21 protein-coding genes are annotated in these 25,600 nt (G+C 68.2%); 10 read left to right on the top strand and 11 right to left on the bottom strand.

Annotated elements, in window-relative coordinates; all coding sequences use genetic code 11:
* The first annotated feature begins 908 nt into the window (after nucleotides 1–908).
* Nucleotides 909–1,058 carry a hypothetical protein gene (locus ACH4UM_RS37590; protein ID WP_398189810.1) on the top strand — a complete coding sequence of 50 codons (150 nt, stop codon included), beginning with the start codon at nucleotides 909–911 and terminating at the stop codon, nucleotides 1,056–1,058.
* A gap of 429 nt (nucleotides 1,059–1,487) precedes the next feature.
* Here ACH4UM_RS37590 and ACH4UM_RS37595 read toward each other — a convergent pair whose 3' ends face one another.
* The gene (locus ACH4UM_RS37595; RefSeq protein ID WP_398189813.1) at nucleotides 1,488–2,234 is read right to left on the bottom strand and encodes an MBL fold metallo-hydrolase; all 747 of its coding nucleotides are present in this window, start codon (nucleotides 2,232–2,234) and stop codon (nucleotides 1,488–1,490) included.
* A 26-nt stretch (nucleotides 2,235–2,260) separates the two neighbouring features.
* Entirely contained in the window at nucleotides 2,261–2,956 is a 696-nt protein-coding gene (locus ACH4UM_RS37600; RefSeq protein ID WP_398189816.1) for an ester cyclase, read from the bottom strand.
* Nucleotides 2,957–3,846: 890 nt separating this feature from the next.
* On the opposite strand from ACH4UM_RS37600, the gene ACH4UM_RS37605 reads away from it, so the two are divergent.
* Together ACH4UM_RS37605 and ACH4UM_RS37610 are read left to right on the top strand one after the other, a co-directional pair.
* Nucleotides 3,847–4,569 carry a TetR/AcrR family transcriptional regulator C-terminal domain-containing protein gene (locus ACH4UM_RS37605; RefSeq protein WP_398189819.1) on the top strand — a complete coding sequence of 241 codons (723 nt, stop codon included), beginning with the start codon at nucleotides 3,847–3,849 and terminating at the stop codon, nucleotides 4,567–4,569.
* A 792-nt stretch (nucleotides 4,570–5,361) separates the two neighbouring features.
* Complete coding sequence (locus ACH4UM_RS37610; protein WP_398189822.1) at nucleotides 5,362–5,739, top strand: helix-turn-helix transcriptional regulator; 378 nt, start codon at nucleotides 5,362–5,364, stop codon at nucleotides 5,737–5,739.
* Between the two features lie 264 nt (nucleotides 5,740–6,003).
* On the opposite strand, the gene ACH4UM_RS37615 is transcribed toward ACH4UM_RS37610, so the two are convergent.
* From ACH4UM_RS37615 to ACH4UM_RS37655, 9 genes are all read right to left on the bottom strand, one after another.
* Nucleotides 6,004–7,902, bottom strand: a complete 1,899-nt coding sequence (locus ACH4UM_RS37615) for an ABC transporter ATP-binding protein (protein WP_398189825.1) — start codon at nucleotides 7,900–7,902, stop codon at nucleotides 6,004–6,006.
* A gap of 253 nt (nucleotides 7,903–8,155) precedes the next feature.
* A complete protein-coding gene (locus ACH4UM_RS37620; protein ID WP_398189828.1) occupies nucleotides 8,156–8,284 on the bottom strand; it encodes a hypothetical protein in 129 nt (42 codons plus the stop codon).
* Entirely contained in the window at nucleotides 8,281–8,904 is a 624-nt protein-coding gene (locus ACH4UM_RS37625; RefSeq protein WP_398189831.1) for a hypothetical protein, read from the bottom strand. Before ACH4UM_RS37625 ends, ACH4UM_RS37620 begins: the two co-directional genes overlap by 4 nt.
* 12 nt (nucleotides 8,905–8,916) lie before the next feature.
* Entirely contained in the window at nucleotides 8,917–10,725 is a 1,809-nt protein-coding gene (locus ACH4UM_RS37630) for an alpha/beta fold hydrolase (RefSeq protein ID WP_398189834.1), read from the bottom strand.
* Nucleotides 10,726–10,959: 234 nt separating this feature from the next.
* A complete protein-coding gene (locus ACH4UM_RS37635) occupies nucleotides 10,960–11,340 on the bottom strand; it encodes a hypothetical protein (RefSeq protein WP_398189837.1) in 381 nt (126 codons plus the stop codon).
* A gap of 168 nt (nucleotides 11,341–11,508) precedes the next feature.
* Nucleotides 11,509–12,975: a phytoene desaturase family protein gene (locus tag ACH4UM_RS37640; RefSeq protein WP_398189840.1), complete on the bottom strand. Its 1,467-nt coding sequence runs from the start codon at nucleotides 12,973–12,975 to the stop codon at nucleotides 11,509–11,511.
* Between the two features lie 184 nt (nucleotides 12,976–13,159).
* A complete protein-coding gene (locus ACH4UM_RS37645) occupies nucleotides 13,160–13,561 on the bottom strand; it encodes a DUF6009 family protein (RefSeq protein ID WP_398189843.1) in 402 nt (133 codons plus the stop codon).
* Nucleotides 13,558–15,084 (bottom strand): phage/plasmid primase, P4 family, encoded by a 1,527-nt coding sequence (locus ACH4UM_RS37650; RefSeq protein WP_398189846.1) that lies wholly within the window; start codon nucleotides 15,082–15,084, stop codon nucleotides 13,558–13,560. Before ACH4UM_RS37650 ends, ACH4UM_RS37645 begins: the two co-directional genes overlap by 4 nt.
* Nucleotides 15,081–16,199, bottom strand: coding sequence for a bifunctional DNA primase/polymerase (locus ACH4UM_RS37655; RefSeq protein WP_398189849.1), 1,119 nt, complete (start codon nucleotides 16,197–16,199; stop codon nucleotides 15,081–15,083). The genes ACH4UM_RS37650 and ACH4UM_RS37655 overlap by 4 nt, the downstream gene beginning before the upstream one ends.
* Before the next feature lie 1,041 nt (nucleotides 16,200–17,240).
* Here ACH4UM_RS37655 and ACH4UM_RS37660 point away from each other — a divergent pair.
* The 7 genes from ACH4UM_RS37660 to ACH4UM_RS37690 form a co-directional block, all read left to right on the top strand.
* Complete coding sequence (locus ACH4UM_RS37660) at nucleotides 17,241–18,326, top strand: sugar ABC transporter substrate-binding protein (protein WP_398189852.1); 1,086 nt, start codon at nucleotides 17,241–17,243, stop codon at nucleotides 18,324–18,326.
* 620 nt (nucleotides 18,327–18,946) lie between these two features.
* Nucleotides 18,947–21,262, top strand: a complete 2,316-nt coding sequence (locus ACH4UM_RS37665) for an FdhF/YdeP family oxidoreductase (protein WP_398189855.1) — start codon at nucleotides 18,947–18,949, stop codon at nucleotides 21,260–21,262.
* A gap of 388 nt (nucleotides 21,263–21,650) precedes the next feature.
* A complete protein-coding gene (locus ACH4UM_RS37670; protein ID WP_398189858.1) occupies nucleotides 21,651–22,736 on the top strand; it encodes an S-(hydroxymethyl)mycothiol dehydrogenase in 1,086 nt (361 codons plus the stop codon).
* On the top strand, nucleotides 22,736–23,368 hold the full coding sequence (locus ACH4UM_RS37675; RefSeq protein WP_398189861.1) for an MBL fold metallo-hydrolase: 633 nt from the start codon (nucleotides 22,736–22,738) through the stop codon (nucleotides 23,366–23,368). The genes ACH4UM_RS37670 and ACH4UM_RS37675 overlap by 1 nt, the downstream gene beginning before the upstream one ends.
* Nucleotides 23,369–23,559: 191 nt before the next feature.
* Nucleotides 23,560–23,922, top strand: a complete 363-nt coding sequence (locus ACH4UM_RS37680) for a bifunctional 3-phenylpropionate/cinnamic acid dioxygenase ferredoxin subunit (protein WP_398189864.1) — start codon at nucleotides 23,560–23,562, stop codon at nucleotides 23,920–23,922.
* Nucleotides 23,919–25,082 carry an NAD(P)/FAD-dependent oxidoreductase gene (locus ACH4UM_RS37685; RefSeq protein ID WP_398189867.1) on the top strand — a complete coding sequence of 388 codons (1,164 nt, stop codon included), beginning with the start codon at nucleotides 23,919–23,921 and terminating at the stop codon, nucleotides 25,080–25,082. Before ACH4UM_RS37680 ends, ACH4UM_RS37685 begins: the two co-directional genes overlap by 4 nt.
* A 123-nt stretch (nucleotides 25,083–25,205) precedes the next feature.
* The coding region (locus tag ACH4UM_RS37690; RefSeq protein ID WP_398189870.1) for an aromatic ring-hydroxylating dioxygenase subunit alpha at nucleotides 25,206–25,600 on the top strand (395 nt) is incomplete at its 3' end.

The following is a 25,600-nucleotide window of genomic DNA, read 5'->3' on the forward strand; positions in this document are numbered from 1 at the left end:
GTGCCCGGTCGGTGAGCCCGAGCCGGCCGTCACTCGGTTCCACACCAGACCGGCAGGGCCGCGTCCCAGTGCGCAGAGGACGAACACGCCGGGTCACGACCGTCACACGGACGCCGGAGGCCATGTCCTTCGGGCCGCCGACAGCGTCGCCTCCGCCGGCGAAATCAAACCAACGGTACAGACGTCGCTGGTCTTGGGGCTGGCATCGCAGGTGCGCTGCGTCGGCACCTCGCCTGCGCGGGGCTCCTCGGGTCCGGCGCCATTGAGGAGTGAGCGCATAGTGCTGGCCATCGGTGAATCTCCGTAGGTCGGATACCTCGGCACCTGAAAGGCGTAGCGCGGCCGGGGCGGTCGCTGACGCTCGGCGCCTTGTCGCTGAAACACTTGCAGCGTATGTCTTTAACTACACTTGCACTGCAAGTAGCGTCAAGGGGGGCGGGCCACCCTTCGCCTCGACATGCCGAGGACCCAGGAGGCCATGCAATCCGGGCGCCAGGGACGGGCCGCGGCAGGCGGTTCGGCCCGACCTCGGACAAGGTGATCGCCAATACGGTGATGGTGATCGACCGCGATGGCTCCGACCCTTCTTCCTGCGGCGACAGGCCGCCGAATGCGACATCGAGAAGGTGTCGCTCTACAACCGCGTCCCCGGCAAGGACGTCCCGCTGGGCAGCGGAGCACTCGTGCCGAACCCACAAGGGCCGACGCCGTCCACTCAATGCACGGCGCCAGCACACATTCCTGACCTGCGTTCTTCAACCCCCCGAGTCGAAGGCCGATGGCGGGGAGCCTCATAGTTGGGGCCTCGGCCGGTTTCGACATCCGCGCCTCCACCTCATCCTCGTCGAGGTGGCCTTGCTCGCCAGCAAGGTTAGGCGCGGTTCCGCAAGGCCGCATCGTTTGTTCCGATGAATCTGCCATGCCGATTCCGTGCGATCCGACGAAGCGTCCGACAGGGTGTCAGCTATCTGCAGACCACCATCGACGACCACTCCCGCCTGGCCGGCAGCGAGATCCTCGCCAACGAGCGCAAGGGGAGCAAGAGGGCTCACCACTGACGCGCCGGCCTGGTTGGAGGCCGTCCGGCGCAGCAGTGCCGACACCCCTGTGGCACTATGCGCGGCGCGACGACGAAGTCCGCTGCCCGACGCCATCAGGCCGGTGAGCAGGCGGGGACCTGACCGACGCGCGATCGAGAAAACCTGGCCCCCGCCCCCGCGGCGTGGCCGTTCCGCTGATCCGATCCCGTCGGCCGGAGCGAATCGCCCGGTGTGGAGGGCGTGTTCACCCAGCTCGACACAACGCGGCCCCGCGAAGGGATGAGCCTTCCAACCTGACCTGCACGCTGAGTGGTTGGTCAGACAGGCGGACGAAGCGTCGGCCGCTTCGAAACGTGGGTCAGCTCATGTGACGGCAACGGTTCTTGGCCGCGCTCCTCATGCCCGCGGCTCAAGGTGCCGGAGTGGTTTCGTCTGGGGCGGCCGCTGCTATGCACCGGAGAGCATCCTCTCGAACAGAGTGGGGTCATGGGCGTTGATGATCACCAGGTCGGGCTCCGCCCGCCGGTGCAGCTCGGCGAGGCGGGCGTGGTTGTCGCGGACCTTTTCCGCGTCGTGGGCAACGACGGCCTCCGTGAGTGCGGCGGGCACCGGGGTGCGGCCGTCGAGGGTGCCGTGGTGGTAGAAGGAGTCGCCTGCATGCAGGATCCACCGATCGCCGTTGTCCACCGCGATACCTGCATGGCCGCGGGTGTGGCCTGGTAGCGAGACCATGACAATACCGGGGGCGATGAAGTCGAGTTCCTTGGCCTTGGCAAACCCACGCCACTTCTCACCATCCGGCTGGTGCTCGACAATCTTCGGGCCGTGCGCCCACTGGGCCGAGCGGTATCGCAGCCTCTCTTGCCGGGATGGGGAGATCACCGAGCCGTGCACCTCGGCGGCGGTGGCGTGGACGGTGGCATGCGAGAAGTCGGACAGGCCACCAATGTGGTCCGGGTCGAAGTGAGTGAGGACGATGTGCCGGACGTCCTCTCGGCGGAAGCCGAGCTGTTCGACCTGCCGGGCGGCGGTCTCCTCGGCGTCGAGGTTCGGCCGCGTGAGAAACCGGACCGGTCCCAGGCGCCGGGGGTCCGCGACGTCGTCCAGGCCGTAGCCGGAGTCCACCAGGACCAGGCCGTTCGCGGTCTCAACGAGGAGGACGTGACAGACCAGACGGAGGCCCGGCGGTTGCATGCTGCCACAGTTGAGGTGGTGGACCCTCACGGCATTTCCGCCCTGGGGGAGTTGACAAGTGTCGGATGGGGTGTCGCTCCGGCCGCCCATTTGAGGGCCCCTCTTACGCAGCGGGCGGCCAGTAGCCAGTTCTGCGGGTTCCTCATGTTCAAACCGCCGATCAGCTGTTTCAGCAACGTAAGGCTGTCGAAGTAGACGCGCTCGCAGACGAGATTCTCGTCTTCGTCGAAGATGAAGTACGCGGTCATGCGCACCCGGAAGCGGCTGCCTGTGGCCGGGATCGCGCCGAGGGCGCCCAGGTGGGTGCCGAGCAGCCAGAACTCGACGATGGCGGCGTCGTCGCTGTGGCGCAGGTCAATGATCTCGTGGTCCTGATCGGGGAATGCGACGCGGCTGTCGTGGTAGTAGCTGCGCACAGCGCGGTCGCCGTCGTGGACCGTCATGGTGGGGATGAGCTCGTAATGGGGGTGCGGGAAGGTGGCCAGGACGTCGTCCCAGTTCTGGCGGACCTCGTCGCGGAAGTGGTCGAGGACCAACTTCTGGCGGGTCGCACGGATGTCGTCGGTGGTAGTCAGACCAGCTCCTCGTGGGTGATGCTCGGTTTGCCGCCGAGGTTGTTCAAGGATGGGCTCAGTGCGCTGCAGGGGAGGAACAGCAGGAAGGCGCCCGCTGTCGCACGTGCGCAGGTCGGCCGATGCGAGTGCCGGGTCGGGGTACTCCATCGAGGAGACTTCCGTGATCGGCTGCGGTCTGGCGTCATGGAGGCGAAGACCGACGGGTACGGAGCCCGCCGCTCGTAACTGCGGGCAATACCCGGGGGTGTGGGGGCACGGCGGATCGGAGAGTCGGTCGGTGACGCGCGCGCTGGATCTGCCCCGCCGACGCTGGTCCGGCGGAACGGCATCTGGTCGAGATGATGGTGAGGTCGTGGCCCACGAGGCGTCCGACGCCAACGATGTCGCCGCCGAGGTGTGGCAGGGTTGGTGTCGGCGGAGAGCCGGTCGCCGATGTGCTCGAGAGCGAAGTCGGCGCCGCGCCGGTCGGAGGCTGCGGTAACGGCTTCAGAATCCTTGGAAGTGGGGCCGTCGTACTCGGTCACCCACCCGAGCGGCTGGGCCGCGTCCCGGGACGCGGAGGGCGAACGCACCGGGCGTCACGACGGTCTGACGGTCGCCGGGGGATGTGTCCTTCACGTCGTCGACAGCGTTGTCCTCGTCGGCGGATTCGAACCGACGGTGCAGATATGGCTGGTCGCCGAGGAGGGGTTGCAGGTGCCCGGCCGTATGGACGGGTCTGCGGGGTCGAGGGCACCGGAGACGCGGGTCTGTCCTCCCCGTGCCGGCGCCTCGGCTTCGTGGGGCTCCCACTCGGGCCCGGCGCCTGCGAGCAGTAAGCGCGTAGTGCTGACCATCGGTGAATCTCCGTACGTCGGGTACTGCGGCGCCTGGGCGGCATGCGCCGTCGGGGTCGGTCGATGGCGCTCCGCCGCCCGGTCGGATCCCTGACACTTGCAGTGCAAGTCTTTGCGTCGGCACGTTAAACTTGGGGAGCAAGTGGCGTCAAGAGGGAACCTGCCCGTCGCATCGGCAGGTCAAGGGCCAAGGAGGTGGGGGTGACGGCGCGAGGAACCGGCCGCGGCAGGCGGCTCGGTCTGACCCGGGACAAGGTGATCGCCAAAGCCGTGACGATGATCGACCGCGACGGCCCCGACGCCTTCTCCCTGCGGAAACTGGCCGCCGAACTCGACATCGAGAACATGTCGCTCTACAACCACGTCCCGAACAAGGACGCCCTGCTCGACGGCGTCGCCGAGGCGCTGCTGTCAGAGGTCGACTTCTCCGGCACGGACACCGGCACCTGGCAGGAGCGCGTCCGGGCGCACTGCATCATCTTCCGCGCCGCCGCCCAGCGGCACCGAAAAGCGTTCCCCCTCATGCTGACCAGGCCCACAAAGTCACCGGCCGCCTTGGAAGCCATCCGCTCCGCCCTGAGCAGCTTCGCCGAACTCGACCTCTCTCCCAAGGAACGGGCCCACGTCCTGCGCAGCTACAACGCCTACCTGATCGGTACGATCATGCGGGAACTCGGCTTCGCCCTCTCCCTGAGCGCAAGCACGTTGGATCCTGCCAGGTGCCGGGAGCGGACCGCGGAGATCGCCTCCGGCGGCGACCCCCTTGTGAGTGCCGTCGCCCCGTACCTGGCCGTCAGCGACCACGACGCCGAGTTCAGCTACGGCCTCGAAATGCTGATCGCCGGGCTGGCGGCGCGACTCGGAGTGCCCTACGACGGTGGCCCGTCGCCGGACGACGCGCACCACGGCTCCAGCGGAACCTGAGCAGAACCCACTCCCGCCGCGTCAAGCACCCTCTGACGGACTGGTTCTCCAGCCAGATGCGGATGGACAGGCAGTTGTGGGCGGCATCGGTGACGACGAAGATGTCACCCGTGGATCGACTGCCTCAACTCTCCTGAACCGGATGGTGGGAGACCATGTTGCGCGGGGACGCGGTCATAGTGGTCTGACGTCCGCGGGGTGACCAGCCCGGTGGCGGCGATCTCCAGCGCGGCGGCGTCCATGCCTGCCCGGGCGAGGTCAAGCCGCAGCCACCGGGCCATTGGGGCAGCCGGCCAACCCGCTTTTCGTGCTCATTGAGTGAGGGAGCGTGATCATAACGTACATAGTCTGAGGGAGTCTCATGAATGGGACGGAGGTGGCGCAGGTCTATCGCGCATCGGCTTGCCGACATGGCATCGCGGCAGGTGAAGGCGGGTTCCACCGCGGACTTGCCAGAGAAGATCGGGCCCCGGGCGGGCGCTGCGGCAGCGTGTCCCATGCCCCGTCGCCAGCCCACCGCTTCGGTGGATGCAGCTCGCCGGTCTCACCGTCGTGAACGCGAAGCTCCCAGACACGGCTCCATAGACAGGAATTGAGCCACATGCAGATGGCCTTATTCATGCCCATCACGGTGGGCCGCCCACCGTGTGCATCCCGGCAACTACCGGCCACGAGACCCACTCTCGATTTTGATCACAGGTGCGTGGGCAGGACGGCTGCGGCCGGCAGGACGGTACGGGATTACCAGTTGCTCGCACCGCATCGAGGCATGAAGTGCGTGCGGAGAAGCCGGTGACTCCAGTCGGCGAGGGGCGGGACCGCACCGCCCGGCTCAGTCCACGAGAACTCGAAATACTCCTCCTGGTGGCGCACGGAATGTCGGATTCTGAAATTTCCGTCGCATTGTCAATATCTCCACGTACCGTGGGGGCACACTTGTCCAAGATCAGAGAAAAGCTGTGCGCGAAAAATCGCACACACCTCGTAGCACGTGCCCTGCGAGCCAGACTTCTCGCGATCCGCACCGAGCAAGCCTCTCCGGCGCAGGGCGACGACACCGAAAAGACGTTCGATCTGACGGGTAGAACGGGCGTCGTGGGCTCATGGAGTTCGGATCTGGCCGACGCCACGCGCGCTGCCGGCGCGGCGGCCGAGCAACTGGAAGGTTGAACCTGGCCGTCTCAGAAGTCCGTCGAGAGACTCTCGTGGGGGTGCTCGACTGCTCGTCCAGCGCGGCCGCGTAATCGTCGTGCACGTAGTCGGTCTCGACGGCGCGGGCGGCGTCCGGTTTCACGGGCCGGGAGCAGTCGCCGCGTTCACGTCCTGGTTCTTCGTCGGGTGGGATGGGCGGTGTCACCGGCGCGTAGTGCCAACCATCCATTGCTGGAACGGAGTTGTCGGGAGCGCATGGTCGTCAACGACATCAGGCCGAACTCAGGATGCGATGTCGCTGAGTTCCTGCAGCTTGGCCAACCTGCGGTAGAGATCGCTACTCGCGTTCAGGTCGGCATGGGTGCCGACAGCCTGGACCTTGCCCTCTTCCATGACAATGATCTGCTGGGCCTGGGTTATGGTGGACAGGCGGTGCGCGATGGCGATGACCGCACAGAAGTCGGAGATTGTGGCGATGCTGTCTCGCAATGCCCTTTCCGATTCGCTGTCGAGATTCGCGGTGGCCTCGTCCAGGAGCAGGAATCTCGGGGTCTGCAACAGGGTGCGGGCGATGGCCAGGCGCTGCCGCTGACCGCCGGACAGGCCGGCGCCGCGATCGCCGAGCTCGGTTTCCAGTCCGTTCGGCAGGGCCGCGATCACCTCGGAGAGGTTTGCCATCCGCAGTGCCTCTGCGATGTCCTTGTCCGCGGCGTGCGGTGCCGAATAGGTGAGGTTGTCCCGGATGGTGCCGCGCAGCAGGGTGTGGTCCTGATCGACGTAGCCTACGACGGATCTCAGCTGGTTGAGCGGCATGTCGGCGATGTCAGTGCCGTCGATCCGGATCGCCCCGGACACAGGGTCGTAGAGACGCTCGATGAGCTGAAAGACGGTGCTCTTGCCTCCGCCGGACGGACCCACAATGGCGGTGAGCCCATCGGCGGGAACGGTGAAGCAGACCTGGTCGAGGACGACTCTTTCACTGCTGGGATAGCAGAAGCGGACCTGGTCGAAGACGAGGCCTGATTCGTGCCCGTCCGTGAAGGGTGGGGCGATCCTCGTCTGCCCTGCTGTCCGGTCGGCCTGCTGGTCCGATTCGACTTCTATCGTGCCGAGTTCGGCCAGGCGATCGATCGATGCTCTGCCGATCTGGAACTGGGCGATCGCCATGAACAACGTCAGCAGCGGCGCCACCAGGTAGAAGAGGTACAGGATGAACGCCGTCAGGTCGGCCGTGTTCATGGCCCCGGTGGCGGTGCGGGCCGCGCCCAGGCCGATGACCACGCTCAGGGCGAGCTGGGTGCCGATGCTCATCGTCGGGTCCAGCAGCGACGACAGGAACGTCACCCGGATCCCGGACTTACGGGCTTCCTTGGCGATGGCTGCGATGCCCTCCGCCTCGCGGGCCTCGGCGCGGGACGCCTTGACGGTCGGCAGCGCGCTCAGCACCCGCAGCAAGGCGGAGCCGAAATTGCCGGTGTCCGTCTGGTTGAGTACTGACACCCGCCGCACCCCGCGCGCCAGCAGAAGGGAGATGACGCTGGTGACGCCGAGGCAGACGAGTGTGGCGGCGAGCAGCACCGGATCGACCCATGCCATCAGAGCGATCCCGCCGAGGACGAGAAAGCCGCTGTTGATCACCTCGTCGATCGCACGCGTCATCGCGGAGCGGGCGACGACGGTGTCACTGACCATCCGGGCGAACACGTCGCCCTGCTGCCAATCGCTGTAGGCCCGGAAACGGGAGCGCAGCAGCCGGGACACCAGGGTGATCCGGATGTCGAAGACGATGTTCTCCCCCGCCAGCCCGATCGTGTACGAATGGAGCGCGTTGAGGACGGCGTCGGCGAGGAACAGCGCCGCGCCCAACAGGATCGGCCCTGTTATCGGGCGGTGCTCCTGAACGGCGGTGACCAGCTCACCGATGATCGCGGGCTGGGCCAGGGACGTCGCGGCGCTCATCAGCCCGATCAGTGTGCCGAGCGTGATCAGCCGACGGTGTCTGCCCAGGGCTCGCCATGGCCGCGCGCCCTTGCCCGTCAGCAGGTGCAGGTGAAGCTGGGGAACCGCCCGGTGTACGGCTCGCCCCTGTGCCGGTCCGTGGCCCTGCCCCTGTTCGTCCGCCAGGCTGACCGGCTTCTGCGGGCGGTGGTGCCTCCCCCGTCCGGCTGTCCACTCGCTCATGCTGCACTCTCGAGGTGTTCGGAGAGGCGGAGCGGTGATGGGCCGCCGTCCGGCCGGAGTTCGGCCTGGCGATACCACGGGCGGTCCTCCGGCTCCGGAGCGGCCGCTGGTAGGTACTGGTCGGGCTCCGGGGGTGCGGTCGGCCGGAACACCGCCGTGCCGGCGCGAACGCCGGCTGCCCCCTCCCTCCAGAGACGGCGGTGCCGCGGGGACGGATCGGCCGACACGATCGGAACGATCGGGCAGAGTGCGGTCATTTGGTGTCCCTCCCCTCGCGTTTCATTTCCTGGCGGACGCCGACGAATATCACGACCACACTGATGCAGGAGACCAGGAACATCGTGCCGGCGAACACCCAGTAGGGGTTGATGAACACGATCACGTCCTCGCGGATGTCTCGGTACGAGCCGGAGGAGTGCTCGGAGCACGCAGAGGTGTGCTGGGATCCTGCGGGTCGAGAGGGATGTACGGGGAGACGAAGTAGATTTCAGGCCTGTGGCGCATGTCGTATCCGGTGCTGGTAGCCATTGCGAACTGGAAGCCGCCGGCCTCACGGCAGGAGTCGCCCTGGGACGTTATGCGGGCGCGCAGGTACTCGGTGACCAGGCGGTATCCGGGGGCGTGGGCGGCGGTCTCGAAGCCCTCGTCGAGGATCGGCAGGATGTCGTGGCAGGCGTCGAAGACGGCCTTGTCGACTCGGCGGGTGGGGAACCACAGGATCTGCAGCGGCTTGCGGTCCTCGATGCCGCTCGCGTCGTGCCACGGGGAAGCCGTGCCTTCCGCATCCACGGTGCGGTACAGGAGGTGGTAGTCGCACATGGCCGGATTCGGTGCGAAGAACCGCCAGTTCGGCAGCAGTGAGCAGATGTCCCTGCGCCTGACCCGGCTGAACTGCTGGAGGGGATGCTGACCGGCGAGGGTGAGAAGCAGCATGGCGGCTCCGGCGATCCGCCATGCGGCCCCCTCGCCCGTCAACGACCTCAGGGGTGAGCGAGCGGTCATGGGAGGTCCTCCTTACTTCTTGACGGCGGAGCGGGCGGGCCGGTCGGGCGAGGAACGCTGGTCCAGGTCGCGGAAGAACGAGATGACACGGTCCGTCACCTGGTGGGCGTAGCGGTTGTTGATCAGCAGGCTCTCGTGTGTCGCGCCCTCGATCACCACGCACTGGGTGGGTGCCCCGACGTGGGCCTCGGCCAGTTCCCGGTGCATCAGCAGCTGTTCGGGACTTCGGTCCACGGTGCGCTGGGCGGAGATCACGAGGCCCGGTACGCCCGCGACCCTGCCCAGTTGCCCCGGGAAGGACCGGAAGTCGTCCTGGACGGCCTTCCACTCGCGACGTGCGGCCTCCCACATGCGCGAATCCGCGTACTGGGCGAAGACCTTCTTCTGGTAGGCCTGCGGCAGTTGGCCGACCCATGCCGGGCGGTTGAGGAGGATGCCCGTGCCCAGGCGCAGCGCCCGGCTCATGGCGGTGAAGTGGCCGGCCAGCGCCTGGGCAGCCGCGTTTCCGGCGCGGTTGAACTGGTCCGGGTGGGAGGAGTCCAGGTAGACGATTCCGTGGATGCGGTCACCGAGATGCTGGGCGGCACGGCGTGCGAGTTCGCCGCCGATCGAGTGTCCGATCAGGATCACTTTGCGGTGCGGGGCAACGGCGCCGTTCACCAGGTCGATCAGGTCGTCGACGGACTCCGACAGGCGGAAGGGGGTGACGGCTCTGCGGCGGCTTCCGGCGTACCCGGTACGGGCGTAGGCGATGACCCCGTACGTGGTCTCGTGACACAGGCGCTGGGTGATCCAGGCGTAGTGCTCGCTGGTGGAAAGCAGTCCGCTGGCGAGAACGACGACCGGCTGTTCGTCGTCGCCGTGCGAGTACACCTCGTACTGCAGCTGGTTCTTGTGGCGGGAGGTCAGGGTGCGTGAGGTGTGCCAGCCCTCCGTTGCGCGCAGGCGCCGCTGTACGGCGGTGCCGACAGCGGCGGCCACACCTCCGGCGAGCAGAGCGAACGCGGCCGACGCGGCGCGGTCGTCGCGTCCGGCGACTGCCGGGTGGGTCCGGGGGGCGGAGGTGTAGGCGACCAGCGGGTGCATCGACGGGAAGGCCGTGACGAACCGGCCAAGGCCCATGAAGTAGCCGTTGGCCAGGTGGAACGCCGCAGCACTTGCGATGACGGGGCGGGTCAGCCTGCCGTTTTGCAGGTAGGCGAGCGGGAAGAGGCATTCCAGCGCCAGCACCCCGTGGGTGAGCAGCTTGGCGGCCTGGGGATGTTCCTGGGTCCACCGGAACATGCCTTCGTGACCGTAGGTGCGGGTGCGCATCACGCCACCGAGAGCGGAGGCGTCACGCCAGGGCCGGCCCAGGAGCTTGACCCAGCCGGAGACCGCGTAGGCCAGGTTGGCCTGCAGAGCGGCGTACCACAGCAGAGCGTCCTTTGCCGCCGGCGAAGGCGCCAGGCGAGCCGTGCCGGTGGCGATCTGAACCAGTGTCGCCACCTGGTCGGAGCCCTCGCCGCCATAGTGGTGACGGGGACCGAGCAGGGCGGAGCTGACGCCGAGGAAGAGGCTGCCCGCGCCCCGCCAGCGGGAGTCACCGGGCAGCAGCATGCCGGCGGACACCGCGACGCGCCCGACATGCAGAACGCTCGTGGTCCTGGGGCCGCTGACCCCGTTGATCAGGCGACGGACCAAGGGACTGGACCCGGTCAGTGAATCCTTGGTGATGTCCCAGTCGGCCATGCCTCCCTTGTCCATCGTCCTGCGCTGCACCAAATGCTCGAGGGACGACGTCAAACTTGTCGCGGCGGCCAGCCGCTCAGACAGGCCCATGGCGCGATCCCGGCTGACCGGCGCAGGGCCGAAAACCGCAGAGGTGATTTTCCCGGGCACTTTGACGGGAAGTTTTCGAGGCAATTTCACAGGACCTCTGTTCGTGGTGGCTTGCGGAAGCGTTGGTGCCATACCGAGCACTGCCGGGCCAAAACGCATCTTTGGCCCGGCAGCTTCATTCACTTTCTCTGCCGGCTTTCACCGGCCCACACATGTCAGGCCGCGAAGGACCGGTCAGGCACCACCGCCGGCAGCCGCCTGGTTCGCGGCGGCCTGGTTCGCGGCGGCCTGATTCGCCTGCACCGCACACACGTTGGCGGCAACCTGGGCAGCACCTGCCGCGGCCTGGGCGACATTCGCCAGGGCCGAGCTCGCGCGAACTACTCCCTTTCCGATCCCGAATCCCATGGTGGGGCGGGTGGACGTGAAGACGGCGCCCTCCACAGGGAGGTTCAGACTGTCCACTGCCTTCGCGATGGTGCTCATCCGCTTTTTCCCTTTCGAAAGCGAGCCCCAGAGCCCTATTTCTCCGTGCTCTCCTGGAGGCGACTCTGCCGGATCGTCAACCGTTCCCACATCGAGGAAAATACCTAAACTCTGCGTGACGATTTTCACAGCATTTATACGCAGAGTGATTGGCGGGCCACTCCCCATCACGCCGGTCGGACGGGCGGTGCAACCGCGTCGCGGAGGTGATCGTCCGTCAGGCCGCCGCCTTGCATGACAACCGACGTCGCGCAACGACCGGGTCTGCCAGCAGCCACGGCAACCGGAGTTCCGAACTCAGTACCTTCGCGCGGACGCCGGCTTCGGGGTTCGGCCGGATCTTCCGCGTCCTCGGCCGAGGTAGCGCAGGGCCGATACGGCGGCATGTGCTCCGCACATGCCGTGGGCGCCGGCCCCGGGCGGTGATGCCGCGGAGCAGATGAACATGCCCGGCACGCCCGTGCTGTAGGGATCGAGGGCGGGCCGGGGGCGCATGACGAGTTGGGCCAGGGTGTTCGCCCCCGTGATGATGTCGCCGCCGACGTAGTTCGCGTTGTACTTCGCGAAGGCGGCCGGCGGGCGGACGGCCATGCCAAGGACACGCTCGCGGAACCCGGGAGCGAATCGCTCGATTTGACGGATGATCGCCTCCGTCGCGTCACCGTCGTAGCCGTGTGGTACGTGCGCGTAGGTCCACACCGGGTGGATGTTGCCATGGGATCGCTGCGGGTCCGCCAGGTACTGCTGGCCGACGAGCACGAAGGGGCGCTCCGGCATCCGGCCGGAGTGGATCATACGCTCGCTTCGGGCGACCTCCGCGTAGGTGCCTCCCAGGTGGACGGTCCCGGCCCGGCGCGCCGCTTCGTTGCTCCACGGGACGCCGCCCTCGACCGCGAAGTCGACCTTGAAGGCACCGGGCCCGTGGCGGAAGCGGCGGTAGGCGCGTGCAACCCTCCCCGGGAGCCGGTCGCCCAGGATGTCGGCAACCGCTCCCGGCGCGAGATCGAAGAGGACCACATCGGCCGAAGGCAGATCCGCCGTGGAGCGCACGAGGACACCGGTCTCGACCCTGCCGCCGAGGTCGGCGAGCAGAGCAGCAAGCGCATCTGTGATCGCCCTCGACCCGCCCCCGGCCACAGGCCAGCCGTGACGGTGACCCGCAGCGATGATCAACAAGCCCACGCCGGCGGTCGCCGGACGGTGCAGCGGCCGGAACGCATGGGCCGCCACCCCTGCGAACAGAGCACGGATGCGCGCGGAGCGCCACAGCCCCGCCACGGCGCCGGCGGGCAGCAGCGCCTGCAATCCGAACATGCCGAATCGCAACGGATGCCTCGGCATGTGCAGGAGCGGGCCCATGACATCCTCGGCGAGCGCCTCGAAGCCATCGGCGAGGTGGCCGAACATCCGCTGCCACAGCCACCCCTCCAGACCGCCGAAGCCGCAGGCCGTCTCCTGCACGGACCGATACAGGATGCCGGCCTCACCGGAGTCCAGCGGATGCACGCAGTCGATCTCCGGAAGGCACCAGCGCAAGCCATAGCGATCCAGACCAAGGCTGCGCAGGAATGGTGAACCCACCGCCACCGGATGGGTGGCCGAGCAGTGGTCGTGCAGCAGACCGGGTGTCAGCTCGCTGGAACGCGTGCCGCCCCCGATGGCGTCGGCGGCCTCCAGCACCGTGACCTCCACGCCTTCTCGAGCGAGCGCCACGGCAGCGGCCAGCCCATTGGGACCGCTGCCCACCACGATTGCCGTGCTCATACTCAGCGGCTGACAGCCAGAACTCGTTGCTGCGTATGGCGGTTCATCCGTATCAGCTCTCTCAAGAGGGAAGTGGACGGAAGGGAGGCAGGCAGGAGAATCAACCCTAGAAGGCGCGCCAGTACAGCACCATCCGCAGAACTACCTACCTGCGAGCTGCCGCCGTCCGGAACAGCCCGCCCCGTCACAGCGGCAGCGTGATCCCGAGTTCCCGCATGGCTGTGGAGGGCGGGCCGCCTTCGGAGCGTTCGGTCTTGTAGCCCTTCATCCGAGCCTCGAGGGTGCGTGGGTCGATGGCCTCGGCCGGGGCGCCCTTGGCGTAGAGCCCTTCGGGGTCGCTGTCGCGGTCGTGGGGCAGCAGCCAGAAGACGCGGCGCCGGAAGGTGCCCGAGGAGCGGGAGGCCTTTGCCTTGGGACTGAGGAGGGCGTAGCCGACCATGCGGCCGGGGCGGTGATAGGCTGGTTTGCCCCGTCGGGAGGGCAGCCGGTCCAGGCTCTGGCGGACGTAGTCGAGGTGGCCGATGTCCTCCAGCCAGACGATCTCCGTTTCGTGACTGATCTCGTCCTCGGTGATCAAGGAGCTCATAGGGTGGCGCCCCTCTCCTCGTCAGTGAGCAACCCGATGCCCGGGTAGTGCTTGCGCTGGTTCGACAGGATCATCTCCTTGGGCGAGGCCAGCCCGACCAGTTCACGCGTGCGTGCGGCGAACGCTCGCGAGGACATGGCAGGGGCGCCTTCATTGTGGCACCACACCTTGTACGCGGCGTAGAGGGCGGTCTGTTCGGCGCGCAAGGCGGGGCCGAGGGCGCAGCACTCGTCGTAGAAGCGGCCTGCGTGGTCTTCGGTTTCGGCGTAGGCGGTAGTGGCGATGCGTACGCGCTCGGGCCCGGTGAGGTCGCGGTCGCCGGCAAGGTAGCGGCGGGCACCGTCGATCAGCCAGCCGAGGATGCCCGCACCTTCCTCTGTGACGAGGACGTCGGCAAGGTTGTCGATCTTACGGTCGTCGGGGACGACGCGTTCGAATGGGATCAGGCGCATGCGACGCCAGAATGCGAATCCGCCGGTGCCGACTTCGGGCCGGTGGTTGCCCAGCAGCCAGAGTTTGTGGGTGGGCTGGAAGCCGAAGAAGTCCTGTCGCATGCGTCGGGCCTTGATGCGGTCACCGCCGGTCAGCAGCTTGACGCGGGCCTCGTCGAACTTGTCGCCGGGCTTGACCTCGCTGCAGACGATGACACGGCGGCCGTGGAGTTCGGCCAGGTCGGTGGGGTGGCCCTCGTAGGGACGCGCCATGAGGAAGCCGGGCGGGGCGGCGTCGGCGTAGTCGCCGAGCAGTTTCATCAGAACGTCCAGCAGGACGGATTTGCCGTTCTTGCCGGAGCCGAAGAGGAAGGGCAGGACCTGGCCGCCGACGTCGCCGGTAACGGAGTAACCGAGCAGCAGCTGCAGGTAGGCGATCATCTCGCGGCCTTCGGTGTCGTCGCCGAAGGTGTCGGTCAGGAAGCGGTCCCAGCGCGTGGTGCGCACGTGCTGGGGGCCGACGCTGGTGGACCGGGAGTGGAAATCCAGGTTCGGGTCGGGTTTCTTGATCAGGCCGGTGTGCAGGTCCACGATTCCGTCCGGGGTGCACAGGGCATACGGGTCGGCGTCCAGCAGAGCGGCGTTCAGGACCATGCCCGGGGCGGATTTGGCCTGAGTGAGCATGGCGTTGATACCGGCGGTGGACAGGGCGCGGCGGCGGTGCTGCTGCAACGCCTGGGTGAGGAACACCCCACGGGGGTCCTGGTCGGCGATGTTCTCGGCGAGTTCACCTGCTGCCCACAGGACCGTGTCGTCCTCGTCGATCTGCCAGCGGGTGGTGTCCCATCGGTACCAGCCGATGCCGGGGACGTGCCGGTAATCGTTGGCGTAGAGCTTGACGAACAGCTTGGCGTTGCCACGGTCGGACAGGGTGTCGGGCAGCAGCCCTGCGGAGGTTGCCTCACCCGCCCTGACGCGTTCGGTATCGGCCTGCGCCGGAACCGGGACGTGACCCTGGTTGCGGATCTGGGTGGCAACGACTTCGGGGTCGAAGTCGAAGAGCGTCTGGGTCTCGTCGCCAGGCGAGGTCACGGGCGGCCTTCCCTGGTGGTGTTCAGCGGACGCTTGAGGCCGGCGACCATGCCGCTGCGGATGATCTGCTCGCAGCGCCGTTCCTGACCCGGGCGGGCGGCGGTCGCGGCCTCTTTGAGAGCGCGCTCGGCCTCGTCCTGGGACAGGCGGCCGGCAGCGACGAGGCCGCCGAGGGTGTAGGCGGCACGGTTGAGGGCCTCGGAGAAACCAGCGCCCTCGGCGACTTGACCGCAGACCTCCACGGGGGCCAGCACGGCGGCAAGGGTGCGGGAGGTGCGGTCGCGTCCGCCGCCCGCGGCCAGGACGGCCTGCCGGCCACGGGGCGGGACCTGCCGGGGGGTGGGGACCCTCGGTGCGGGCAGGTGGCCGGTCCGTTCCAGTTCCTGGGCCAGCCACCCGGGAAGGACGGCGGGTTCGCGAACGCTGCCGAGGGGAACGTAGGTGCCGTGGCTGATGCGGGTGCCGGGGGCAATGATGTAGCCGCCGCAAGCACGGACGTCGACCTGCCAGGCCAGTGCTCGGCCCTGGCTGGAGCCGACCGAGCACTGCCAGCGGCTGCCGTCTGCGGCCCGGTACCAGACGTGCAGGCCGCCGGAAGGGGTGCGGACGCGCAGGGTGGTGTCGTCGTCGGCGGGGCTGCGCCGTCCCCGCAGCGCGGCGAGGACGGCGAGCGTGTGGAATCCAGTGGCCAGGCCCCTGATGTCGACGTGCTCGGCGATAGGGATGCCCGGCAGTAGCCGGTCCCGGCTTGGGAGCTGGGCGGGCTTGGCGTCGATGTCGATGACGACCAGGCCGGCGGGGCCACAGGCCACGCCCACGCCGAAGTCCGGGTGGGCGCCCCACCATTCCTCGATACGGCGCTGGTCAAGGGTGGCGGCGTGGAAGCCGTGGCACCAGCGGCCCGCGGGCAGGCAGGGACAGTCGGCGTGGGTGTGTGGAGTCATGCGGCAGTCGGAGCAGTTCGCTGCTGGGGTCTTTCGTCCAGGAGTAAGCGGGTGGACGGGCCAGCCCCGGGCTGCGCACCTTCGGGCGGTAACCAGTGGCAGCTCAGTGACTGAAGGCCCGGGGACTGGCTGCTGTGAGTCGCTGCGCGAAATACGCAGCTCAGCAGGCATCTGTATCCCCTATCAGCGACCGAAGCGACTCAACGACGGACACAGACTAGCGAACGTGGCGGGTGAGGTTGTGGAGCACGTGCGAGAGAAGGCTGACGCCGTGTCGGATCATGCGACCGGCTGTCCGTTCTCAGCGACTGAGTGGCGAGCGCAGCGACTGAATGTGCTTCGGTCGCTGCTCAGCACTCAGAGGAGAGAAACCAGGTCGAGAGCGGCGTCGCACCCGGGACAGCGACTGAAGCGACTGAGTCTCTCTATATATGACGCACACGCGCACACAGGAATGACTTATATACCGGGACTCTGAGTCGCTTCAGTCGCTGCCCCTTCCTGATGAGAGCCTCGACCTGCAGTTTTGGCTCACCTCGGGTCAGCGACCGAAATGTTGCTGAGTCGCTGGTCTTCAGTCGCTGAGCAGAAGAGGTGGCAGCGACCAAAGCAACCGACAGCTCGAGCAAGCGGCTGGTGCGGTCCTCCGCAGCCCCCGGAGAGGGGGCAGTGCGCGGCGTAGGTGGTCGGTCAACGCGGCGGGCAGGAGGAAGAGTTCGGCTGCCGCGTCGAGGAGTTCGGCTGCCGCGTCGAGGAGTTGGCCGGCACGAGCCGAGTCGAGGTCCAGCATCGTGGTCAGGCGAAGTGAGCGGGCGGAGGCGCATCGGTCTCCGTCTGCCTCTGTCTGCCTCTGTCTGCCTCTGTCTGCCTGCGGACCCGGCGGGCACGGCGTCCGGACCGGACTCGTTGACTCTTTGTTACGACAACATCTTGACGTGTAACGGAGTTCCCCGCTTGGCTGTCGGCCACGCGAGTCAGTGAGCAGCCGGAGGCGCATCGGTCTCCGTCTGCCTCTGTCTGCCTGCGGACACGGCGGGGCACAGCGTCCGGACCGGGCTCGACCCTTGGTTACGACAACATGCTGACGTGTCACTGAGTTCCCCGCTTGGCTGTCGGCCACGCGAAGTCACGAAGCTGCTCCCTGTTCGGAAGGCCCCGGAAGTGAACTCTCGTACCACCCACAGGCCTGCTTTGTGGCGTACTGCCACAGTTATGGCCGTTATTCCCTCAGCGCTCTCACTCGCCGCGTGCGGTGCCGTCGACACCTTCGGAGGGGGCGGCGGCGCCGCGTCACCGAAGAAGGGCGACGACATCACGGTCGGGCTGCTCCTGCCCGACCGTGACACGGCGCGCTTCGAGAGGTTCGACTACCCGGTCATCAAGAAGGAGGTCGCCTCCCTCACGCACAACAGGGGCAAGGTCGTCTACGCCAACGCCGAGGCGAGCGTGGCTCGGCAGAGCAGCCAGTTCCGGCAGATGGTGGACGAGAAGGTGGACGTCGTCCTGGTGGACGCGCTGGACGCCAAGGCCGTCGCTCCGGATGTGAAGAAGGCCAAGGACGCGGGCATACCGGTGATCGCGTACGACCGCCTTGCGCAGGGCCCGATCGACGCGTACGTCTCCCACGACAACGAGCTCGTCGGCCAGGTGCAGGCACGCGCCCTTCTCGAGGCGCTCGGCCCGAAGGCGTCGAGCAGCAAACTCGTGATGCTGAACGGCGATCCCGCCGACCCCAACACGGCGAGGTTCAAGCAGGGCGCGCTCGGCGAACTCCAGGGAAAGGTCGACATAGTCAAGCAGTACGACACCGACAAGTGGTCGCCCGCGGTCGCCAAGGCGCACATGAAGCAGTCGATCCGGTCGATCGGGCTGGGCAACATCGCCGCCGTCTACTCGGCGAACGACGGCATGGCGGGCGCCGTCATCGACGCGCTGAAGGAGGCGGGCGCGAAGTCGATCCCACCGGTGACCGGGCAGGACGCGAACCTGGACGCCGTGCAGCGGATCGTCGCGGGGGAGCAGTACATGACCGTGTACAAGTCGTTCCTGGACGAGGCCACCAACGCCGCGCAGATGGCGGTGGACAAGGTCCAGGGCCGTGACATCGCGTTCGACGCGCTGACCCGCGACACGGTCGACAGCCCGACGGAGAAGAAGATCCCCGCGACCCTGGTACCGGTGGTCGCCCTCACGAAGACCAACATCAAGGACACGGTGATCGCGGACGGCGTCTACACCGTCCCGCAGATCTGCACGGCGGCCTACCAGGCGGACTGCGCGGCGATCGGCCTCAAGTAGCGCACGCCACCACCGTGTCCGCGAGCGTGCGGGCCGGTGGGCAGAGGGGAGCCCGGAGGCGTTCGTACTCCCGTGCGCCCGCGCGGCCCGGCCGACCACACAGGGCCCCGACGCGGTGGAGCCGGAAAGCCCAGGACCAACCTCGACCTCGGAAGACACATCACCCACAGCGCAGTGAACAGCGTGAAGGGTGTGGTGGTGTCGTCGTCGCGAGGTCTCCCTCACCGGCGCCATAGGACGGCGATGAGTCCTTGACCTGGAGGTCAACCCCCGGCAGGGCCCGGCAGCCGGGCAGGAGTCGCTACCGGCCGCCCGTACCTCTTGTTGACCCGATCACCGCGAAGCCGCACCCGTCCGGTCTCCGTGGCCTCCAGCAGCAGGGCCAACCGGCTGCCTGCCGGCCGACCAGTCGCCGTGAGGCGTCGCCGCGCGCCCCTGGCGTGGTGTGGGTCTTGACAGGAAGTCGACATCGGGGCTTCCCTAAGGCTGTTGCATATAACGCTACTGTTTTGTAGTTTGCAACCTCGTCTCTTGCGGGCGCCCCGTACGACGGGCTGCGATACCCGGCGACGGTAATGGCATGGCTCCTGATTCCACTACACCGCGGAGTAGCGCTACAGATGACTCGCAAGCCACCTGCTGAGGACCCCGGCGACGCCCGTCTGCGGGTCGGCCCCCCGAAGGAGTACGCCGCCGGTTTCCCCGCTGTCACTTCCTCGCTGCGGCACGCCGGCGAACAGATGGGGGCCCGCCGCAGCCTGCTCACGCTGCTCCGGGTCAATCAGAAGGAAGGCTTCGACTGTCCCGGCTGCGCCTGGCCCGAGCCGGATCACCGGCACCGGGCGGAGTTCTGCGAGAACGGCGCCAAGGCCGTGGCCGAGGAGGCCACCGTCCGCCGGGTCACCCCGGACTTCTTCGCCGAGCACACTCTGGAGGATCTGCTGCCCCGCACCGACTACTGGCTCGGGCAGCAAGGACGCCTCACCCACCCCATGTACCGCCCGGCGGGCAGCGACCGCTATCGACCGATCTCCTGGAACGACGCGTTCGCCGTGATCGCACGCGAACTCGGTGCACTCGATCATCCCGACCAGGCCGCCTTCTACACCTCCGGACGGGCGAGCAACGAGGCCGCGTTCGCCTATCAGCTCTTCGTGCGGAGCTTCGGCACCAACAATCTGCCGGACTGCTCCAACATGTGCCACGAGTCGAGCGGTTCGGCCCTGGTGGAGACCATCGGCATCGGCAAGGGCAGCGTCAGCCTGGACGACCTCTACCAGGCGGATCTCATCCTCGTCGTCGGCCAGAACCCCGGCACCAACCACCCTCGCATGCTCTCGGCGCTGGAAGAGGCCAAGCGGCGAGGCGCTCGCGTCATCGCGGTCAACCCCCTGCCCGAGGCCGGGCTGCTCCGGTTCAAGAACCCCCAGCGGCCCTCCGGCGTCATCGGCGGCGGTACCCGGTTGGCTGACCAGTTCCTGCAGATCAGGCTGGGCGGGGACCAGGCGTTGTTCCAGGCCTTCAACCGCCTGCTGCTGGAGGCGGAGGACGAAGCCCCCGGCACCTGCCTGGACACGTCTTTCATCGACCGGTTCACGCATGGCTTCCAGGAGTTCGCCGAGCACGCCCGCAAGGCGTCGTGGGACGACATCCTGGAGGCCACCGGACTTCCCGAGGAAGAGATCCGGGCCGCCTTCCGTCAGGTGCTGGCCGCCGAGAAGATCGTCGTCTGCTGGGCGATGGGACTCACCCAGCACAAGCACTCCGTGCCCACCATCCGGGACGTCGTCAACTTCCTCCTGCTGCGCGGCAACATCGGCCGCCCCGGCGCCGGCCTCTGCCCGGTGCGCGGCCATTCCAATGTGCAGGGCGACCGGACGATGGGCATCTACGAGAAGCCGGACGGCGCGTTCCTCGACGCGCTCGGCGCCGAGTTCGGGTTCACGCCGCCGCGCCACCACGGTCACGACGCGGTGGAAAGCATCCGTGCCATGCGCGACGGCGACGTACGTGTCTTCGTCGCGCTCGGCGGCAACTTCGTCGCCGCGGCCCCCGACACCGAGCTGACCGAGCAGGCGTTGCGCAGGTGCCGCCTCACCGTGCAGATCTCGACCAAGCTCAATCGCTCGCATGTCATCGCGGGGGAACAGGCACTCATCCTCCCGTGCCTCGGACGAACCGAGGCAGACCTGCGGCCGAGCGGGCCCCAAGTGGTCACTGTCGAGGACTCCATGGGCATGGTGCACCTCTCGCGGGGGCGGCTCGCCCCCGCGTCCGAGCACCTGCTGAGCGAGGTCGCGATCATCTGCCGGATGGCACGGGCCACCCTGGGCGAAGTGGGGCCGCAGGTGCCGTGGGTGGATTTCGAGTCGGACTACGACCGCATCCGCGACCGCATCGAGCGCGTGATCCCCGGCTTCGAGGACTTCAACACCCGGGTACGGCGGCCGGGCGGCTTCGCCCTGCCCCACCCGCCCCGCGACGAGCGCCGTTTCCCGACCCGCACCGGCCTGGCCAACTTCACCGTCAACCTGCTGGAGCGGCCCCAGGTCCCGCCGGGCCGGCTGCTGCTGCAGACGCTCCGCTCCCACGACCAGTACAACACCACCATCTACGGCCTGGACGACCGCTACCGCGGCATCCACCAGGGCCGCCGGGTCCTCTTCGTGCACCCCGACGACCTCAGCGACCGCGGCCTGGCCGAAGGGGACCTCGTCGACATCGTCAGCGAGTACGGGGACGGTGTGGAGCGCAGGGCGCCGGTCTTCCGGGCCGTGCCCTACCCGACCCCCCGAGGCTGTTGCGCCGCCTATTTCCCCGAGACCAACGTCCTCGTGCCCCTGGATTCCACGGCGGCCATCAGCAACACCCCCACGTCGAAGTCCATCGTCGTCCGGCTCGAACCGTCCTCTGCCGACGCGCAGCCCCGTGTGTGACCTGCGGACTCGACTTGTTCCGCCGGCCGGCCGTCCGCTTCCGAGAGGCGGTGACCGATGAGCGCAACCGTGCGCGCGGACTCGACGTTCTCACCGTCCGGCTCGGCGGCGGCCCCTGGGCAACTTCCCGCAGGCTGACGGTTGGGCCCGCCGGGAGATTCCTCCTCGCACGGCCGGGTTCCGGGTGCGCTGGCCGGGGAAGTCGCCGTGGTCCTGCTGTCCGCCGGTGGCGTTCGCGCTGTTGCGTCGCGAAGCCGCCCAGCCGAGGGAACCCGGCCGGGCTCCTTGACCAACAGTCGGCCCTCCACGATGCTGTGTTGCGGCACATGAGATGTGTGCCGTATTGAGCAACATACGACTCAGGTGTCGTACCAGCCGAGGAGTGGCCATGGCTCACCAGGTCCGTGCTGTCGTCGCGAGGGGGAAGGGCGCCCCCGTCAGCCTGGAAACGATCGTCGTGCCCGACCCCGGTCCGGGTGAGGCGCTGGTGAAGATCGAGGCCTGCGGGGTGTGTCATACCGATCTGCACTACCGCGAGGGCGGGATCAACGACGACTTCCCCTTCCTGCTTGGCCATGAGGCCGCAGGTGTCGTGGAGTCGGTGGGGGAGGGCGTCACCGATGTCGCCCCGGGTGACTTCGTGATCCTGAACTGGCGCGCGGTGTGCGGGCAGTGCCGGGCGTGTCTGCGGGGGCGGCCGTGGTACTGCTTCGGCACCCACAACGCGAAGCAGAAGATGACCCTGCTGGACGGTACGGAGCTGTCGCCGGCGCTGGGGATCGGCGCGTTCGCGGAGAAGACGCTGGTGGCGGCCGGGCAGTGCACGAAGGTGGACCGGGCGGCGTCGGCGGCTGCGGCCGGTCTGCTGGGGTGTGGTGTGATGGCGGGAATCGGTGCGGCGATCAATACCGGGAACGTCGGCCGAGGCGACAGTGTGGCCGTCATCGGCTGCGGTGGCGTGGGGGCCGCGGCGATCGCGGGGTCGAGCCTGGCGGGCGCGGCGAAGGTCATCGCGGTGGACATCGACGACCGTAAGCTGGCCACGGCCAGGAAGCTGGGGGCGACCCATACGGTCAACTCGCGCCAGAGCGATGCGGTCGAGGCGATCCGGGAGCTGACCGGTGGCTTCGGCGCGGACGTCGTCATCGAGGCGGTGGGCCGCCCGGAGACGTACAAGCAGGCGTTCTATGCCCGTGACCTCGCCGGCACGGTTGTCCTGGTCGGTGTGCCGACCCCGGAGATGAAGCTGGAACTGCCGCTGCTGGACGTCTTCGGCCGGGGCGGGGCGCTGAGATCGTCCTGGTACGGGGACTGCCTGCCCTCCCGCGACTTCCCGATGCTCATCGATCTCTATCTGCAGGGACGCCTCGACCTGGACGCCTTCGTGACCGAGACCATCGCGCTGGACGAGGTCGAGAAGGCCTTCGAGCGCATGCACGGCGGGGATGTGCTGCGCTCGGTGGTGGTGCTGTGATGGCAGGTGCACGCATCGAACACCTTGTCACCTCGGGGCAGTTCTCGCTGGACGGCGGCACCTGGGACGTGGACAACAACGTGTGGCTCGTCGGTGACGACAGCGAAGTGATCGTCATCGACGCCGCGCATGACGCCGACGCCATCGCCGAGGCGGTCGGCGGCCGGACCCTGCGGGCCATCGTGTGCACGCATGCCCACAACGACCACATCGACGCGGCGCCCGCCCTCGCCGCGCGCACCGGCGCGCCGGTCCTGCTGCACCCGGACGACCTGCCGTTGTGGAAGCTGACCCACCCCGACCGGGCGCCCGACGGCGAACTGGCCGACGGCCAGGTCCTCGCCGTGGCCGGTGTCGAGCTGAGGGTGCTGCACACGCCAGGGCATGCGCCGGGTGCGGTGTGCCTGTACGCGCCGGCGCTGCGGGCCCTGTTCAGCGGTGACACGCTCTTCGCGGGAGGGCCGGGGGCCACGGGGCGGTCGTACAGCCATTTCCCGACCATCGTCGAGTCGATCCGGAACCGGCTGCTGACCCTGCCCGGCGACACCGTCGTCCGCACCGGGCACGGGGAGACGACGATCGTGAGTGCGGAGGCCCCGCACCTTCAGGAGTGGATCGACCGCGGCTTCTGACCGTTCCGCCGCAGCCCTCAGAGCACGCCCGTGCCGCCTGTTTATGCAGGTGGTACGGGCATTTCGTCCTGCGCTCGAGTGGCTGCGGGCCCGTGGGAAGCCGGCCGCCGGAGCCTTGACAAGGGTTCAGGGCGACCTCAGACTAATGTTGCGCTTACCGCAATCCGTTTCGTTATACGCACCGAGGTGTCATGATGATTCCCGCGTGCCGTCTCGCGGATCTCCCGCGAGGTGAGGCCTTCCGGCTCGACATCGATCCGCCGGTGTCGGTGTTCCACACCGACGACGGCGAGCTCTTCGCCATCGATGACACCTGCACCCACCAGGACGCCTCGCTCGCCGACGGCTGGTTGGAGGGCTGCGAGGTGGAATGCCCCCTGCACGCCTCGAAGTTCGACCTGAGGACCGGCGCGGTGGACGCCCCGCCGGCCAAGCTGCCGGTGCGCACCCATGAGGTCGTCGTCGAGGACGGCGTGATCCACGTCAAGGTGTCGAGCGAGGCGCCGAACCTCCCGCCCTGCGTGGCGTCCCGGCTCGTCGGGGGCACCGCGTGAGGACCGTCGCCGTGGTGGGCGCCTCGCTGGCCGGTCTGTCGGCCGCGCGCTCGCTGCGCAAGCAGGGCTACGACGGACGGCTCGTCGTCATCGGCGACGAACCGCATCGCCCGTACGACCGGCCCCCGCTGTCCAAGGAGTTCCTCGCCGGGACCCTGGGCGAGGCGGATCTGGCGCTGGAGACGGACGACGAGGACCTGGCGGCGGAGTGGCTGCTCGGCACCCGCGCCACCGGGCTCGACCACACCCGGCGTGCCGTGCGGCTCGCCGACGGCCGTGAGGTGAGGGCCGACGGCATCGTCATCGCGACCGGTGCCGCCGCCCGTACCCTGCCCGGCTGTGAGGGCCTGGCCGGGGTGCACGTCCTGCGGACCCTGGACGACGCCCGCGCCCTGCGCGAGGAGCTGGCCCGGGGTGGACGGCTCGTCGTGATCGGCGGTGGGTTCATCGGCGCCGAGGTCGCCTCCACGGCGTACGGACTCGGGCTGGACGTGACGGTGATCGAGGCGGCTCCGACCCCGCTCGCCGGCCCCCTCGGTGCCGAGATGGGCACCATCGTCTCCGGCCTCCACACCGACCACGGCGTTCGGCTCCTGTGCGGTGTGGGCGTCAAGGGTCTGAGCGGGGAGAGCCGGGTGGAGGCCGTCCTGCTGGAGGACGGCCTCAGCATCCCGGCCGAGATCGTCGTGGTCGGCGTGGGCGCCCGCCCGTGTGTCGACTGGCTCGAGGGTTCCGGTGTGGAGCTCGACAACGGCGTCAAGTGCGGCGGCGACGGCCGCACCAGCCTTGCTGGGGTGGTCGCGGTCGGTGACTGCGCCAACTGGTACGACGCCCGCGCGGGCGCCCACCGCCGCGTCGAGCACTGGACCGGCGCGCGTGAGCGCCCCGACGCCGCGATCGCCACGCTGCTCGCCGGGGGTGCGGTGGAACCGGGCGTGCTCCGGCCGCCGTACTTCTGGTCCGACCAGTACGGCGTGAAGATCCAGTTCGCCGGTCACGCGGCCTGCGCCGAAAGCGTCACCATCGAGGAAGGCGCGGCCGACGACCGCAACGTCCTGGCCGTCTACCGGCGCGCCGGCCGGCCGGTCGCCGTACTGGGGATGAACCAGCCACGGCTGTTCACCCGCTGGCGCAAGCAGCTCGCCGTAACTCCGTCTTGACACCACCCAATTCCATGCCGCTGCCGCACAGATACGCAGCGTTGCTCCATGTACAACGCCGTCCGGAGTCGCTCTTCCCGGCGCGTGAACGAACCGATCCACGACGTTTCCGAGGAGTGCACCGTGACCTCGACCAGCCTGCCGGACAGCCTGATCGCCACCCTTCCCGGTTCCTCCTACACGGACCCGGAGATCTTTGCCCAGGAACAGGAGCGCATCTTCGAGACGATGTGGTTCTGTGTCGCGCGTGCCTCCGAGCTGGCCAAGCCCGGCGCGTTCCGCACCGTCGATGTGGGCCGTGAGAGCATCCTTGTCGCCCGTGCGCGGGACAATTCGATCCGTGCGTACTTCAACGTGTGCCGGCACCGTGGCGCGAAGCTGTGCACCGAGGAGTCCGGCGAGGTCAAGCGGGCCTTCCAGTGTCCGTACCACGCCTGGACGTACGGTCTGGACGGCAAGCTGGTCGCGGCGCCGAACCTCTCGTCGATGCCGGACGTCGACCGGACCGGGTACGGACT

The organism is Streptomyces sp. NPDC020801 (assembly GCF_044334385.1).
Lineage (GTDB): Bacteria > Actinomycetota > Actinomycetes > Streptomycetales > Streptomycetaceae > Streptomyces.

Excerpts from the sequence above, each read along its gene's own strand:
- ACH4UM_RS37590 (WP_398189810.1), top strand. The coding sequence starts at position 909 with ATGAATCTGCCATGCCGATTCCGTGCGATCCGACGAAGCGTCCGACAG.
- ACH4UM_RS37595 (WP_398189813.1), bottom strand. The coding sequence starts at position 2,234 with ATGCAACCGCCGGGCCTCCGTCTGGTCTGTCACGTCCTCCTCGTTGAG.
- ACH4UM_RS37600 (WP_398189816.1), bottom strand. The coding sequence starts at position 2,956 with ATGGAGTACCCCGACCCGGCACTCGCATCGGCCGACCTGCGCACGTGC.
- ACH4UM_RS37615 (WP_398189825.1), bottom strand. The coding sequence starts at position 7,902 with ATGAGCGAGTGGACAGCCGGACGGGGGAGGCACCACCGCCCGCAGAAG.
- ACH4UM_RS37625 (WP_398189831.1), bottom strand. The coding sequence starts at position 8,904 with ATGACCGCTCGCTCACCCCTGAGGTCGTTGACGGGCGAGGGGGCCGCA.
- ACH4UM_RS37630 (WP_398189834.1), bottom strand. The coding sequence starts at position 10,725 with ATGGGCCTGTCTGAGCGGCTGGCCGCCGCGACAAGTTTGACGTCGTCC.
- ACH4UM_RS37640 (WP_398189840.1), bottom strand. The coding sequence starts at position 12,975 with ATGAGCACGGCAATCGTGGTGGGCAGCGGTCCCAATGGGCTGGCCGCT.
- ACH4UM_RS37645 (WP_398189843.1), bottom strand. The coding sequence starts at position 13,561 with ATGAGCTCCTTGATCACCGAGGACGAGATCAGTCACGAAACGGAGATC.
- ACH4UM_RS37655 (WP_398189849.1), bottom strand. The coding sequence starts at position 16,199 with ATGCCTGCTGAGCTGCGTATTTCGCGCAGCGACTCACAGCAGCCAGTC.
- ACH4UM_RS37660 (WP_398189852.1), top strand. The coding sequence starts at position 17,241 with ATGGCCGTTATTCCCTCAGCGCTCTCACTCGCCGCGTGCGGTGCCGTC.
- ACH4UM_RS37665 (WP_398189855.1), top strand. The coding sequence starts at position 18,947 with ATGACTCGCAAGCCACCTGCTGAGGACCCCGGCGACGCCCGTCTGCGG.
- ACH4UM_RS37670 (WP_398189858.1), top strand. The coding sequence starts at position 21,651 with ATGGCTCACCAGGTCCGTGCTGTCGTCGCGAGGGGGAAGGGCGCCCCC.
- ACH4UM_RS37675 (WP_398189861.1), top strand. The coding sequence starts at position 22,736 with ATGGCAGGTGCACGCATCGAACACCTTGTCACCTCGGGGCAGTTCTCG.
- ACH4UM_RS37680 (WP_398189864.1), top strand. The coding sequence starts at position 23,560 with ATGATGATTCCCGCGTGCCGTCTCGCGGATCTCCCGCGAGGTGAGGCC.